This is a genomic window from Blastopirellula sp. J2-11, from assembly GCF_024584705.1.
Taxonomy (GTDB): Bacteria; Planctomycetota; Planctomycetia; order Pirellulales; family Pirellulaceae; genus Blastopirellula.
Map to the genome: position 1 here is coordinate 5040849 of NZ_CP097384.1, position 14113 is coordinate 5054961.

Below are 14113 nucleotides of genomic sequence, written 5' to 3' on the forward strand. Positions count from 1 at the left end.
CGTCGGACCGCCGCTTCGAGTGCATTGAGCCAAGCCGCGGCGCCACGCGGCGACTTTGGTGCTAGGAATTCGAGAATGGATCGTTGATCCGCGATCGCTCGTCGTAAGAAACGAACTTGAAAACTCGTTCAGGCGCTTTCAGATGAAACTCACGCCGCAACTCTGCAATTACGTCTTCAGCCGGCACGCCAGTATCTCCGGCTTTCATATTGGCCATCGTCTCGTTATCAGAGGGATGCGAAAGGCGCCATGATTCGAAAAGTTCATCGATCGATTCCGCTGTGGACGACCGTTGCAAACGATCTTGGGCGAAGCGGTAAAAATCATCGAGCTGAATGCGGACTGGATTCATTAATTTTGCTCCGCGGGTTGTGTCCATGAAAGAATAATTTGGCGTCAAAAAGGGAGCGAATGCGATGCGATCCGCTCGCAGGCAGTTTTGATTCTCAGAACTCCAGCATGGTTCAATGATCCGCGGTCGCTTGCCGCAAGCAGCAAACCTGGAAGCTTATTGCGGCGTTTCCTGTTCGTCGTCCGATGACTGGTTCAACGCTGAAGCCGGTTCTCCTGTAGGCTCTATTGTAGCCGGTTCTTCCGTTTCGGTATTCTCGACCGTTGGAGCCGGGCTCACGACCGGAACTTTCGGCGCTGATGCGGGAAGGCTTAGCACCACGCCGCCGATGACGATCAGCGTAAACAAGATGACGCCGATCATGATGACGACGAACCAGGGAAACTTCGACGATTCCGGCTTCTCGACCGACATCGCCAGCGGCGGCTCGGCCGCTTCGGCTACGATCGGCTCTTCTTCGCTGGGAGGAGTCAGGGAACGAAGATGAGAAAGATCGTCCGCGATCGAAAAGGTCTCGCCGCATTTCGGACAGGGGTAAGTTTTGCCCGCCAGCTTGCGAGGGATACCCAGCGATTTGCTGCAACAAGGACAACGCAGCTTGGTGAGATTGGCGCTCATGGTGAGACACGCGAGAGAGGAGGATGAAAGAATTATGCGAGCCGGAAAGCTGGGCTTCGCCCGATCTCGCATCCCCTATGGTACTTGCCGGATAGCGTCAGGGTCAAAATTGCTCGCCGCTTCTGCGCAGCGCATGCAAAAGCCTGGCGAAGTTTTTTTCCGCCAGGCTTCGCCAAACGCTCTCGGCATTCGCTAGTTCGCCGGTATCACTTCGCCCCCGTTGCGCGTCGCCATATAGCGCCAGGTGGCCAAGTCGATCGTTTCGGCGACGCTTGAGACCGATCCATCGACACGAGCGACCTGAACAACCCCGGGATGCCAACTGCGCGACGTGATGATGGCATAGGTCGGATCCAGCGTTTTGCCTTCTTGATTGGAATTGTAATCCGCATCGAAGTCGGTCGTACCGTCGTTGTAATTGACATAGGTATTGGGAGTCATTGCGGCAGTGAACCCTGTGTGATGTACGCGACCGTCTGGCCATTCGGTGTGGCCCGTAGGCGGATCGCCCTTAAAATCAGCTGCAGCGGCGGCGACTGCGTCTTCCGCATCGTCTACATCAACCGGAATGGTTGTCGCCGGCGGTTGCGTATTGCGCGTGTAGGGGGTCCACGCTTTTACCTCGGCCGCCAAGAGCGTATTGCTCGTGCCATCAGTCGCTGCTGCAAAGGTGAGATGGCTGTTGGGATAGAACATGCCGTCCCCCCCTTTTTTTGTAGCGGGATCATAGACGAACCAGGTTCCCAGGTTAAAACCATAAGTCGTTGGATAGATGGATGGTTTCGTCGATGTTCCTTCACGAATGACATTCGAGCCCGGGTCGCTGGGGCAGCCGAAAACCGGGATTTTCACTTCGTTGATCCCCATCTGGGAATCCCATCCGACGTTCAGATCAACAAGATTTTCCAAATTCCCTTGCTCCAGGTAGTTCAGAATTCGCCCATGAACGCCCCAGGAGCCGTTGTTGGAGCCGCCAAACGTTCCCGATGAACCAATGATAATACTGGCGGGAAACCTCTTGAACGAACTCTCATAGTTGTGGATCGCCAGACCGAGCTGTTTCAGGTTGTTGCTGCATTGCATGCGGCGAGCCGCTTCGCGAGCTTGCTGGACTGCCGGCAGCAGTAATGCGATTAAGACGCCGATGATGGCGATCACCACCAACAACTCGACTAGGGTAAAGCCTTTTCTCTGCACCGCGCTGATTTTCAAGGGTCGCTCCTAGGATTCTGCAGGGTTGGAATGGGAGTTCGGATCCTCACTAAGTGCACGTCAAGTGCCAAAACATTAAAAACCGTTAAGGCTGGCAAATACGACTCCCGTCATCTTTCCTGAATCCAATGCCAATATTCCATGTCGAACAGAACGACACGATTGACGAAAAAAACGACACGCCACAGCCTCGTATGCTTTCGATTACCATGAACAAATGCGTCCCCTCCCGAATTTGGCGTCTCTACTAACATGCGCTGGCCGTTACGTATCCAACTTCTGCTTCCGTTCGCCGCTGTGCTGCTGGCGATCATGGTCGGCGTGACGCTGGTGACGGCCCAGATCTCGGTCGCCAACGCCAAAGCTCGAATCGAAACCCGCCTGCGCGACGTGGCGACCGTCTTGCAATCGGCGACCTTCCCGCTCAGCGAAGCGGTGCTGGAGCAAATGAAAGGGCTCTCTGGCGCCCAATATGCCGTAACGCTAGAGGGGCAACTGCTGCGGTCGACCTTGGGCGGACTGCAATCAGACCAACTCACGTCGCTGCAGGTGACCGACTCGATTGAGCATCTGGCGTTGACCGAGGAAATGTCGATCGACGAGCAAGAATACTTCCATGCCGCGGTAGCGCTGCAAGGTCGAGCCCAGCAGGGTCAGGTCCTCCATATGTTCTATCCGGTCGACTCGTATCGCAAAGCTTGGGCGGCCGCAGCAGGTCCGCCGTTTTGGATCGGTTTGGCGGGGTTTCTCGTGCTGGGAATCGTGGCTTTCGCCCTCGCGCGAAATGTCACCGCGCCAATCGCCCAGTTGCGCAAACAAGTCGAGCGGATCGCTGCCGGCGACGCTTCCCCCATTCCCGCGCGCGTCACCAATGACGAAGTCCGCGACTTGGTGGACGCCGTCAATCAACTGGCCGAACAGCTGACCGCCTATGACGAAAAGATTCGGACGCTGGAGCGAACTCGCGTGCTTGGTCAATTAGGCGCAGGATTCGCACATCAGGTCCGCAATGCCGCGACTGGGTGCCGCCTGGCTCTCGATATCCATGCGCTGCAATGCCCCCAAGCACATGACGAAAGCATGGCGATCGCCAACCAACAGCTGGCGCTGATCTCGACTCACTTGCGGGCCATTGTCAATTTTGGCAAAGAAGAACGCCGTGACTTTGAGCCGCTCGACTTGCGTCAGATTGTCCTGGAGACGTTGCCGCTGGTCCGACCATTGGCGCAACACCATCACGTCAACATGACATTTATCGGCGACGGAGTCTTTCCGATGATGGGAGAAGCGACGCTATTGCAGACCGTGATTGTAAATTTGCTGACCAACGCCGTCGAAGCGATTGCAGGCCATCCGCGCAGCGACCAATCCGCAACCGGCGAAGTCCGGGTAGAATTGAACCGAGAACCAGGAGGCGTTCGTTTGACGGTCACCGACAACGGCCCTGGCTTGCCGCCTGAGATCGCAGCGGTCGCATTTGATCCGCTGATTACTTCCAAGCATGAAGGGGTCGGACTGGGCTTAACGATCGTTCGTGAAGTAGCGCGCGTTCATCATGGCGATGCGACCTATCGTCGTGAGAATGGCGAAACGCGATTTGAAATTCACTTGACTGATACGAGAAACGACTAAGCGATGGCGGATGTTCTTATCGTTGACGACGAACCCAGCGTCTGCTGGGCAGTCAGCTCACTTGCCGAAGCGAAAGGGCACCGCGCGGAAATCGCCGCCTCTGCTGAAGAAGCGCTGCAGAAGCTCAACACGTTTCAGCCGGCTGCGATTGTGCTCGACGTTCGCTTGCCCGGCAAATCGGGACTGGAAGCGATCGAAGCGATCCGAGGCGCATCTCAGAACGTTCCGATCATTCTGATCACGGCGTTCGGCGACTTAGAAACTGCGGTCGCCGCCGTACGCAGCGGCGCGTTTGAATATATTGTCAAACCGTTTGACGCCGCGACCATCACCGGCGCGTTAGAAAGAGCACTGACGCCGCGCGAAACGACCATTGCGACGTCGCCCGGCGAATCGATGCTTCCCCCAGACGGAATGGTCGGCAAGTCGCTTTCGATTCAAACGGTCTTTAAAAAAATCGCGCAAGCCTCGGCTGCCGACGCCTGCGTCTTGATCGAAGGGGAAAGCGGCTCTGGCAAAGAACTCGCGGCCCGAGCGATTCACCAACATAGCGCCCGATCAGCGGGACCATTCGTAGCGGTCAACCTGGCGTCACTAAGCCCCTCGTTGGTCGAGAGCGAATTGTTCGGACATACCCGCGGCGCGTTCACCGACGCGCACGACGCCAAGCCGGGCTTCTTGCAACTTGCCAACGGCGGGACGCTGTTTCTCGACGAAGTCGCCGATATCCCGGCCGCCGCACAGGTCAAGCTGCTGCGAGCGCTGGAACATGGTGAAGTTACGCCGGTCGGCGGCGGACAACCGGTGCCAACCCGCTTTCGCGTCGTTTCGGCGACGCATCGTCACTTGCTCTCGCAGGTCGAAGAAGGAGACTTCCGGCACGATCTCTATTTTCGCTTGAGCGCGTTTCGCTTACAGCTTCCCCCGCTGCGCGAACGGGTTGATGACATTCCGGAACTGGCGAAATTCTTTCTCTCGCAACTCGGCGTAGAGGGCCAAAGTGCGGCGATTACTACGGCGGCCCTGACCGAACTCAAACGTCGTCCGTGGTACGGCAACGTGCGTGAGTTTCGCAACGCGCTGGAACACGCGCAGATCGTCAGCATGGGAGATGCGATTCGTGTCGAACATTTGCCTGCCGCGGCGCCCCCGCTCAACACGACGGGACAAGTCGATCTGGCCGAGTTGGTCCGCTCTTGGGCGCAGCAGCAACTAGCGACCGACGAGTCGATTGACGACTTGCACGCCCGATTGCTGGCGCTGGTCGAACCGCCGCTGCTCCGCGCCGCGTTGGAAAAGCACCAGGGGCAATTTGTCGCGGCGGCCAAAACGCTCGGCATGCACCGGACGACGGTCAAGAAGAAGGCGGACGATTATGGGATTTCGAGCGACTAATTGACGCCTGCTTGGATCACTGGCACTTAATAGACCGGCGCCATCTCCGTCGCCCGACGCCGATCAAAATCTCCGCCAGAGACGATCTGCGCCTCCAGGAACAGCTTTAGCGGCTGCGCCAGTTGCCGGAAGGCGGTGGTCGGCATTGCGATGGTCCGCCACTTGGGCGAGATTCGCCGGGCCCATGCCGCATAGAGATCAATTCGCACGCCGACAAACGCATAGATCTCTCCCTTGAACGGGAAGAGAAAATTGTGCGGCAGCGGCGCCATGTCTCCGGTTACGCAGTAGGCGAAGACGAACAATCCCCGAAACTGCGGCCCAAACAACAACTCCCATTGGGCCATCGCCTGCAAGTCATCAATGGTCGCCCAGTTCTTCCAGTAGCGATTTTTGCGCCCCGATGGGAACTGTCGTCCCTTCACATCGACCAACCAAGACATCTCGCTCCCAGACGGCGAGACGATGAAGTCGACGTTTTTGATCGAGCCATCGGGCGTCAGCGAGCGACGTGATTCATCAACCGCCACATAGGGGGTTTGTAGTTGGCGAAGATAGGCCTCGAAAGCAGCTTCATAGTGATTGGTGCGAATCGTCATCGGTTGTCTCCTCGGCGGCGAGCTTACGCCCACAGTTTGCCAACCGAGAGTGACAACAGTTTGTCACCATGATTTATGGAGCCGCAAGAATCTCTTCAATTCGTGCAATCACGGCCGCTGCGCCATCGGCCAATGACTCATCGGTCGCTTCCCCAGCGGCCAGGTTTTTGACCTGGCATTTCCCTTCGGCCAGTTCGCGGTCGCCGGCGATGATCGCGATCTTGAATCCACGGCGATCGGCGTATTTGAGTTGCTGCCCCAGCTTCTTCGCTTCGGGATAGATCTCGACGCCGATCCCGGCGGCGCGAAGCTGTGACGCCAGCACCAGGTAGGCGTTCAGGCTCTTCGCGTCAAAATACGGAATAAAGACGGGCGCCGGCGTGCTGACCTTTTCGATCAGCCCCAACTCTTCCATCGCCGCCAGCAATCGATCGAGCCCAAGCGACGCTCCCACACCGGGAAGCTGCTCTTTGGTATAGAGACTCGCGAGGTTGTCGTAGCGTCCGCCGGAGCAAACGCTGCCGATCCCTGGCAACTGGTCTAGGAAGGTCTCGAAGATCGTGCCGGTGTAATAGTCCAAACCGCGAGCAATCGAAACATCGATCGCCAATCGCGTGTCGGTCACGCCGACCGCCGAAGTCGCGTCGAGAAGTTCACGCAGTTGCGATAAACCTTCTTCCCCTTTTTCGGATCCGGCGACCAGCGGCTCTAACTGATTTAAAATCTCCGCATTAGAACCGGAGACCTCGGCCAGCTTTAACACCTGATCGGCTTGCTCGGCGGTTGCTCCGGCCGCGGCGATCATCTCGGCGGCGACTTTCTCGCGGCCGATCTTGGTCAGCTTGTCGAGAGCGCGCAGCACTTCGGTCGACTTCTCCGCCAGATCGAGTTTCTCTAGGACGCCGCTCAACACTTTGCGGTTGTTGACGCGCATCTGAAAACCTTCGAAGCCAATGGCCCGCATCAGGTCATGAATGACTAGCGCCGTCTCAATGTCGGAAACTAGCGACTTGGTTCCGATCGTGTCGAAGTCGCACTGCATGAACTCACGATAGCGGCCGCGCTGCGTATTTTCTCCGCGCCAGACCGAAGCGACATGATAGCGTTTGAACGGCGTTCCTAGCGTGCCGACATGTTGCGCGGCGAATCGCGCCAGCGGCACCGTCAAATCAAAGCGGAGCCCGACGTCCCGTCCCCCATGATCCTGAAAGCGATACATTTGACGATCGGTCTCGTCGCTTCCTTTGCCGCTGAGAACTTCGGCGTACTCCAGAGCCGGAGTATCGATGGGGGCGAAACCGTACGAACGATAAACCTGCTTTGCGGCGTCAATCAGCCGCTCGCGCGGCATCATCGCTTCCGGCAGGTAATCGCGAAATCCCTTCAGCGTACGGGGCTGAATCAGCTTTGTTTTTTCAGACATCGGTTTTCTAGGAACAAAAAGACGGGCGGTGTGACCGCCCGTGTTGGTTCGATGGAAGGGGATTTTGGCGACGCGCTAGTTGAGGATCGGCAACAGCGGCGGCTTGCGACTACGAATGCTTTGTCCCGCGCCGCGCGGAGCGATCGCCTCGGCGTACTCCCAGATTTGCTCAGGAGTCTCAAAATACATGTCGTAGACCCAGTCATCTTCGTATTCGCAATTCTCGGTCGTGTAGTCGCGGCAAATTTGCGGACGGGTCTCGTAAATGCCGCACATGTTGTCGTCACGCAAATGTTTGCATGTCGTATGAACCAGCAAATACCATGACTCGCCGTCGACGAACACCGAGGCTCGATCGTGCAGCAGGTACCAACGAATGAACTCGAAATCGGCCATTTCGTCCGGCGTATCAATCGGCAACGCAAAGTAACGACAGCACTTGGCGGTGCAATGTTCGCAGAGGACTTCGCCTGGCTTTAGATCTTCGCGATATGGTTTGGTTCGTTTGGCGAGGGACATGGCCGCGATCCTTTTCCCCATGGGGGGAGCTGAAAATTAGCGAATTTGCGCTGTTGGCGTGCCAGCTAAATCTAGCAAAACCGGCAGATTACGACCAGTCTCCCGGACTTCCCAGCGGCAGGCCAGAAAATTTGTGGCATATTAGATGGGTCGTCGGGCCAAACTCCCGGCGGCCATTCCCCGTTTGCTCCCTTGCCCCCCTGCAATTCGCGATGCGCATCGTCATTACTGCGGTTGGTCCTGACAACGTCGGTTTGGCTGACCCGATCATTCATTACGTCACCAGCCTGGGCGCCAACATCGCCGAAATCCAGATGTACGATCATGACGAAGAAGCGGTCTTCGCCATGCTGCTGCGGATTGAACTGGAAAACGCCCCCATCGACCAACTACGGATGGCGCTTACCGAAATTGGCCGCCTGAAAAATCTGTCGATACGAGTTTGGACGCCCGACGAGCGCAAAGACCGCCCCCGCTTGGCGATTTGCACCACATACCGCCCCGAACCTGCGCTAGCGTTGTTGCGGGCGATGCGTGACGATCAGATCAAAGCGGAACCGGCGATTATGATCGGCAATCGCGACGCTTGTCGCGGCCTGGCCGAACAATTTGGCGTCGAGTGGCGCAACGTCGGCGATCACGAGGGGAAAACCGACGACGATAAGATGATCGACGTGCTCGACGAATTTGATGTCGACTATGTCATTTTGGCTCGGTATATGCGGGTCTTGCCGGCCAGCAGTTGCTGGAAATACGCAGGCGGGCGAATTATTAACCTGCATCATGGTCTGCTCCCCAGCTTTCCCGGCATTCGTCCCTATCACGATGCTTTCGCCGTCCGCATGCTTACCTATGGAGCAACCTGTCACTTTATCGTGCCAGAACTGGACGCAGGCAATCAAATCATCCATCAGTCGACGTTCACCACGCCGCCCGGGATGAAACTGGACGACATTATCCGACTTGGCCAGGAAGACAATGAGCCTCGTTGTCTGGTGGAAGGGGTTCGCCGCGTCGTCGACGGCGAGGTGCAATTGCATTTCCATCGCGTGATTGCGGTCGAGTCCTAACGCTCGTAGCGATTCTTCCCCCCAGAAAATGGAATTCCTCTCCCCAAGCAGTCTGCTTCGGATTGCCGCAAGCGTGCTGCGCCCTATCGTTTTCATACGCTCGACATGTGTATGAGCCGATGGCTTTCGCGACACGCGTTTGAATCCAGGGGGCTGGATTGGATTTCCCATGCAACATCGCATCTTAGTTGTCGACGATTCTCCGCTTGTTCAGGAGGAACTACGAGACTTGCTCGATTCGACTTACGAAGTCGCCGTTGCATCCAACGTGCATGAATGCCGCGAAATAGTCGAGAGCTTTCTGCCACATTTGATCTTGCTTGACTTGCAATTGCCCGATGGCGACGGCCACGATCTTTGCGAAGAGTTGCGTCGCATGAAATGCTGCGACTTGGCGCAAATTCTTATCTTCAGCAGCACAGATGACTCGGCGAAACGGCTTGCTCTCTTCAATAGCGGAGCGGTCGACTTCCTCCTGAAGACGATCAACCGCCACGAGTTGCTCGCCAAAATCCAGGTCCACTTGCGACTGCAAGATGCGATCTATCGTGCCGAAAGCGCTGAAGACAAGCTGCAAAAATATTCCCACGAGCTGGAACGAATCGTCGATTCGCGCGCTCAAGCGATTGAAGCGACGCAAGATATCGCCGTGTTCGCCCTGGCGAAGCTCGCCGACTCGCGTGATGTGGAGACCGGCGAACACCTGGTCCGCATGCGCGCATATTCGCAGATCCTAGCCGAACAACTGCATTGCAATAGTGAATACAGCGACGAAATTGACGAAGCTTTTCTGTCCGATCTCTATCGTTCCAGTCCGTTGCATGATATCGGAAAAGTCGGCATCAGTGACGCAATTTTGTTAAAACCGGGTCGCCTGACTCCGGACGAATACGAAGTGATGAAAGGGCATGCCGAAATCGGAGCCCAAACGTTGGATGAAGTCGCTCGCAGCAGTTCCAAGGGAGACTTCTTTCGCATGGCGGCCCAGGTCGCTCGCCATCATCATGAACGCTGGGATGGCGCCGGATATCCTGAGGGCCTCAAAGGCCGCGACATTCCGCTGTGCGCTCGAATTGTCGCGGTCGCCGACGTCTTTGACGCGCTGACATCTAAACGGGTCTACAAAGAAGCGTTTGAGGTTCAGAACGCCTACGAGATGATCGTTTCGGAAAGCGGTAAACACTTTGATCCAACCGTCGTCCAGGCGTTCGTCGCTTGCTTTGACAAGTTCTCGATGATCGCACGACGAACATCGAATGCTAACAACTCGAACTCCGATCGCCGTCTGGCGACGCCCCGTTTTCGTCAGACGCTGGAATACGCCGCTTCGCCGATCTCGACCAACCCGAAGGTGTTGGTCATTGAAGACGATTTGAACATGGGACAGTTGATTGAATCATGGCTGTCCGAAGCTGGATATGAAGTCACGACCTGCGGCGACGCCGCCTCTGCGTTGCGTGTGATTCAGACCAACCAACCCCAGTACGTCATTACCGACTGGATGATGCCGACCATCGATGGCGAAACGGTCTGCCGCTGGACGCGGGATGCGCTGTTGACTCATTATATCTATACGATCGTCATTACTGCGGACACGCGCCCCGAGACAAGACTACGCGCCTTCCACGCCGGCGCTGATGACTTTATGCCCAAACCATTGGATCGTAACGAACTGCTGGCCCGCTTGCACGCTGCATCGCGCGTGGTCGCGCTCGAAAATCGTCCGGCTGGGCTGTCCCGCAATGATCCGCTCACCGGGCTGGCGACGCGTCGTCAATTAGACGAACAACTTGAACGTGAATGGTTTCGAGCGATTCGCTATCATCTGCCGCTGTCGTGCATCGTGCTCGACGTGGATGGATTCGAAGAAATCAATGACCGATATGGCTATGAAGCAGGCGACCAGGTAATCCAACGCATCGCCCAGGTCGTGCAAGGTCATACGCGATTGACCGACTATGTCTGTCGTTTGGCAGGCGATCGCTTTTTGATCGCCATGGTCGAATCAAACGAATCCCAAGCTGCGCAGTTTGCGGAGCGTCTTTGCAAAGTGCTCGCAGGCAGCGCTGTCACCATCGATGGACAAACACTGACAACGACCGCCAGTTTTGGGGTCGCGCAGACCCATGCCGATACGACCAACTTAGATAAGTTAATTCAATTAGCCGAAGAAGCGATTGTGATCGCAAAACAGCTAGGGCGCAATCGAGTCGTTCGTCGTTCTGCGACCATCCAATCGGCTGAATTGCCGAACCCGGTGAAGGAGTGGGGCACGCCGCTGGCGAATGCTTTGGCTCATGATGTGATGACCTCTCCGATTGTGACGCTGCAAGAAAGCGATACGGCGCGCAGCGCTCTACGCTTCCTGCTGCGTTATCGGATCAACTCGGCGCCGGTCGTCGATCGCAACGGCATGCTGTGCGGCGTGCTGTCGGAAAAAGACCTGATGAGTCATATGACCGACGTCGCCCGTTGGGATCAGCCAATTCGCTCGTCGATGAGTTCCGACGTCGTTTACTTTGAAGAAGACGACACGGCCGAAACAATCTACAACTTCTTGAACCGCGCATCGATTCGTCGTGTGGTTGTTGTGCGCGAAGGTCGCCCGACCGGAGTGATCAGCCGCGGTTCGCTATTGCGTTGGTTCAATCGCCTGCAAGACTTGGAGAGCGATAATCAAGCGAACGAATCGCTGGAAAATCGCCCCGACGCCGAACTTGCCGAGAGCGTCAGCAATCTGTTGAAAGAGCTCGAGCAATCGATTTCGCTGGAACTAGCTCATGGGACGTCGAACGCCCGTTAAAAATGTTTGCGCCAGATCGGCGATCAACGTTCGCCATGCGTCCGTATCTGCGACCAATCGCTGATTGACCTCCAGTTCGACGCCAACATATTGATCGACCGTATATTTCTGTCGCAGCGAAGTTGTCAGCCCGTCCGCTTTTCCCAGGTAAGGATAGTTCAGACGGACTCGCATATCGGTTCGCAAGGCCACCAACCGCGCTCGCCAAGCGGCGCAAAACGACTTTTCGCCGGGTCGCCGCGGATCGTACAACAACCCAATCTCGGCGGTTCGCACTTCGCCGTTCAGCTCTGGCGTAAACGTGTGCAGCGACAGATGAATCACACGTCGCCCGGCATCGTAGAAATCAGCGATCGCCTTTTCGACTTCGGTTCGATAAGGCGTATAGTACTGAGCCAGGATCGCCTGCTTTTCATCAGCAGACAGATCCCGCGTGAACTCGGAAAAGAGGCTTGCATGACCAAGAGAACGATTCAGTTCGACCACCAACCGTGATACCGTCGCCGTAATGAGCGGCGCTCCGGTCGAACGTTGAAATGCGCCCGCCATCTCCAGCGATCCGGGATCCCAGCCGCGATGCGACGCCAAGACCTGCTCGGCGTCGCGAAAATAGGGTTGATACTCTGCCGGCACATCGTTGCCGCCATGCTCACACGAAAGAACAACCGCATCCATACGCTGGTTACTTTCCGACTAGGCGCCGCTGACGACGGTGTACTCGGCATGCGAATCAGCAGGCCGATCGACCGTCACACGCAACGTTTTCGCGGGGAACAACGCCGGATCAACGCGTAAATAGATCGCATGCTTGCCGGGTTCCAACTCGACCGCTTCCGGCTTTCCTTCCGGCAGCAGATCATCACCGACCCAAACGCAAACTCCAGTCGTCTCGTTCAGTCCAACTTGAACTTTACCGCCGACAACCACGTCGACTTCGGCCATTAGGTAAAGGACCGGTCGCTCGTCCGCCGTCAATTCAGCCAGCGGCAGCGCCCCTGCAAGCATTGCGTACGCCGGAGTCCAGGCATCCTCCGGCGCCTGGATGAGCAACTCTTCCAGTTCGCCGATCGTCGGCACGCCGGCGGCTAGTTCGGCCGGGGTTTCCGTCAACACGCGCCACCGCTGCACGGTCGGCTCGGTACGAATCTTGTATTCACCAGGCTTGCCGAGTTCCGAGATGAATCGCGCCAAATCGAGAAATTCGTCATGGGTCAGGAACTTCGCCAGCCCTTTCGGCATCAGCGAGCCGCCTTCTTTTTCGTCTTCGATATCGTCAACCGGAATCACGACCGCTTGGCCGCTCGCCTGTTTCATGATGACGCGATCATCATCCTCTTCCGCGACGATGCCGGTGTAGACCTTGCCGTCAATCGTCAAAATGGTCCGCGTCGTGTAGGCCTCTTTGACCGCTTGTTCGGGATACAAGATCGACGTGACGACATAATCAGCCGGACTGCTCCCCCCCACGGCGCTCAAATCGGGACCAATCTGGCCGCCGGCGCCGCTTAGCGAGTGACACTTGAAGCAGTTCAAATCGGCGCGGCGGAAGAGCGTTTCTCCGCGATGCGCGTCCCCTTTTTGCAAGACTTCAGCGGCGACCGCTTTGATTTCGTCGGCGGTCATAGTCGGCGCGTCGTCATCAATACCGGCCGCTTTTGAAAGTACAGTCACCAGTTCTGGATCGCTCCGACCTACGGCGAACATTTGCCGCAAGCACATCTTTGCGACATCCGGCGTCAATTTGGTTTCGGCCAGAACGGCGCCCAATTTGGTCGGCCCTGATTGCTGGGCGAGAAAAGCGTCGATCATCACCGCCGGATCGGTCGAAGTATCGGCGCCAGCCAGAATTTTCCCGGCGATCATCGCTGCGTTGTCGACATCGACGTCGACCAATGCCGACGCGCCTAGATAGCGAACCGCCAACGGCTGATTCGGCTGGGTCAATTTCTCCAACGTCTCGACCGCTTTCGGTCCGCCGATCATCGCCAGGCTGTTGACCGCCGCTTTTTTCAGTTTAGCGCCGGTCTTCTTTTCGGTCGCTAGTTTCGAGAGCGCGTCGAGCGAACCTTCCACTTTCCACAGACCGGCCAGTTCGACCGCGAGAGTTTGCGTTTTTCGATCGTCACTTTTCAGCAGCTCTCCGATCGCCGACAGATCGCCGGTAGGAACCGCATTACGACTCACGGCCGCTTCGTGCAGCGACTTCAGCGCGTCAGGTCGAACCGCCGCCGGAAAGCCATCCGGCTTGATCGCCATTTGAAAGACGAAAGCCAGGTTCTCGTCGTTGGCCCGTTTGCAAATCATATCGAGGACTTGCGGTAGACGCTGCTCGGTGATGCGACCGCTGTCGATCATCTTTACCATCGCGTCGACGCTCCCTTGCGCCGAGACCGAGGAAACCATTAGCAAGAGAGCGAAACTCGCCGTCGTCAGCAAGCTGAAGTGACGGAAACTCATAGATCGAACCTTTTGAGGGTATTCGTTGCGTAA

At 56.8% G+C, this 14113-nt stretch carries 12 protein-coding genes; 4 read left to right on the forward strand and 8 right to left on the reverse strand.

Going from position 1 to position 14113, the window contains the following annotated elements:
• Positions 1-61 precede the first annotated feature (61 nt).
• The 3 genes from M4951_RS19880 to M4951_RS19890 form a co-directional block, all read right to left on the reverse strand.
• A complete protein-coding gene (locus M4951_RS19880) occupies positions 62-352 on the reverse strand; it encodes a hypothetical protein (RefSeq protein WP_262023374.1) in 291 nt (96 codons plus the stop codon).
• A gap of 156 nt (positions 353-508) precedes the next feature.
• Positions 509-970 carry a hypothetical protein gene (locus M4951_RS19885; protein WP_262023375.1) on the reverse strand — a complete coding sequence of 154 codons (462 nt, stop codon included), beginning with the start codon at positions 968-970 and terminating at the stop codon, positions 509-511.
• Positions 971-1162: 192 nt separating this feature from the next.
• Positions 1163-2182: a DUF1559 domain-containing protein gene (locus M4951_RS19890; protein ID WP_262023376.1), complete on the reverse strand. Its 1020-nt coding sequence runs from the start codon at positions 2180-2182 to the stop codon at positions 1163-1165.
• A gap of 252 nt (positions 2183-2434) precedes the next feature.
• On the opposite strand from M4951_RS19890, the gene M4951_RS19895 reads away from it, so the two are divergent.
• Both M4951_RS19895 and M4951_RS19900 read left to right on the forward strand, forming a co-directional pair.
• Positions 2435-3814, forward strand: coding sequence for a sensor histidine kinase (locus M4951_RS19895; protein ID WP_262023377.1), 1380 nt, complete (start codon positions 2435-2437; stop codon positions 3812-3814).
• Between the two features lie 3 nt (positions 3815-3817).
• Complete coding sequence (locus M4951_RS19900) at positions 3818-5209, forward strand: sigma-54-dependent transcriptional regulator (protein WP_262023378.1); 1392 nt, start codon at positions 3818-3820, stop codon at positions 5207-5209.
• A 26-nt stretch (positions 5210-5235) separates the two neighbouring features.
• Here M4951_RS19900 and M4951_RS19905 read toward each other — a convergent pair whose 3' ends face one another.
• The 3 genes from M4951_RS19905 to M4951_RS19915 form a co-directional block, all read right to left on the reverse strand.
• Positions 5236-5808: an HYExAFE family protein gene (locus M4951_RS19905; protein ID WP_262023379.1), complete on the reverse strand. Its 573-nt coding sequence runs from the start codon at positions 5806-5808 to the stop codon at positions 5236-5238.
• 73 nt (positions 5809-5881) lie between these two features.
• Positions 5882-7213 (reverse strand): histidine--tRNA ligase, encoded by a 1332-nt coding sequence (hisS, locus tag M4951_RS19910; protein WP_262026946.1) that lies wholly within the window; start codon positions 7211-7213, stop codon positions 5882-5884.
• Positions 7214-7306: 93 nt separating this feature from the next.
• The gene (locus tag M4951_RS19915) at positions 7307-7750 is read right to left on the reverse strand and encodes a YkgJ family cysteine cluster protein (RefSeq protein ID WP_262023380.1); all 444 of its coding nucleotides are present in this window, start codon (positions 7748-7750) and stop codon (positions 7307-7309) included.
• A gap of 212 nt (positions 7751-7962) precedes the next feature.
• On the opposite strand from M4951_RS19915, the gene M4951_RS19920 reads away from it, so the two are divergent.
• Together M4951_RS19920 and M4951_RS19925 are read left to right on the forward strand one after the other, a co-directional pair.
• Positions 7963-8820, forward strand: a complete 858-nt coding sequence (locus tag M4951_RS19920; protein WP_262023381.1) for a formyltransferase family protein — start codon at positions 7963-7965, stop codon at positions 8818-8820.
• Between the two features lie 169 nt (positions 8821-8989).
• Entirely contained in the window at positions 8990-11623 is a 2634-nt protein-coding gene (locus M4951_RS19925) for a response regulator (RefSeq protein ID WP_262023382.1), read from the forward strand.
• Here the strand turns inward: M4951_RS19925 and M4951_RS19930 are convergent.
• Positions 11594-12298 carry an N-formylglutamate amidohydrolase gene (locus M4951_RS19930; RefSeq protein WP_262023383.1) on the reverse strand — a complete coding sequence of 235 codons (705 nt, stop codon included), beginning with the start codon at positions 12296-12298 and terminating at the stop codon, positions 11594-11596. The two genes, M4951_RS19925 and M4951_RS19930, sit on opposite strands and share 30 nt — an antisense overlap.
• An 18-nt stretch (positions 12299-12316) precedes the next feature.
• Positions 12317-14080 (reverse strand): HEAT repeat domain-containing protein, encoded by a 1764-nt coding sequence (locus tag M4951_RS19935; protein WP_262023384.1) that lies wholly within the window; start codon positions 14078-14080, stop codon positions 12317-12319.
• Between the last annotated feature and the right edge of the window lie 33 nt (positions 14081-14113).

Coding starts and splice junctions, on each gene's coding strand:
- M4951_RS19880 (WP_262023374.1), bottom strand. CDS start 352: ATGAATCCAGTCCGCATTCAGCTCGATGATTTTTACCGCTTCGCCCAA.
- M4951_RS19885 (WP_262023375.1), bottom strand. CDS start 970: ATGAGCGCCAATCTCACCAAGCTGCGTTGTCCTTGTTGCAGCAAATCG.
- M4951_RS19895 (WP_262023377.1), top strand. CDS start 2,435: ATGCGCTGGCCGTTACGTATCCAACTTCTGCTTCCGTTCGCCGCTGTG.
- M4951_RS19900 (WP_262023378.1), top strand. CDS start 3,818: ATGGCGGATGTTCTTATCGTTGACGACGAACCCAGCGTCTGCTGGGCA.
- M4951_RS19905 (WP_262023379.1), bottom strand. CDS start 5,808: ATGACGATTCGCACCAATCACTATGAAGCTGCTTTCGAGGCCTATCTT.
- M4951_RS19915 (WP_262023380.1), bottom strand. CDS start 7,750: ATGTCCCTCGCCAAACGAACCAAACCATATCGCGAAGATCTAAAGCCA.
- M4951_RS19920 (WP_262023381.1), top strand. CDS start 7,963: ATGCGCATCGTCATTACTGCGGTTGGTCCTGACAACGTCGGTTTGGCT.
- M4951_RS19925 (WP_262023382.1), top strand. CDS start 8,990: ATGCAACATCGCATCTTAGTTGTCGACGATTCTCCGCTTGTTCAGGAG.
- M4951_RS19930 (WP_262023383.1), bottom strand. CDS start 12,298: ATGGATGCGGTTGTTCTTTCGTGTGAGCATGGCGGCAACGATGTGCCG.
- M4951_RS19935 (WP_262023384.1), bottom strand. CDS start 14,080: ATGAGTTTCCGTCACTTCAGCTTGCTGACGACGGCGAGTTTCGCTCTC.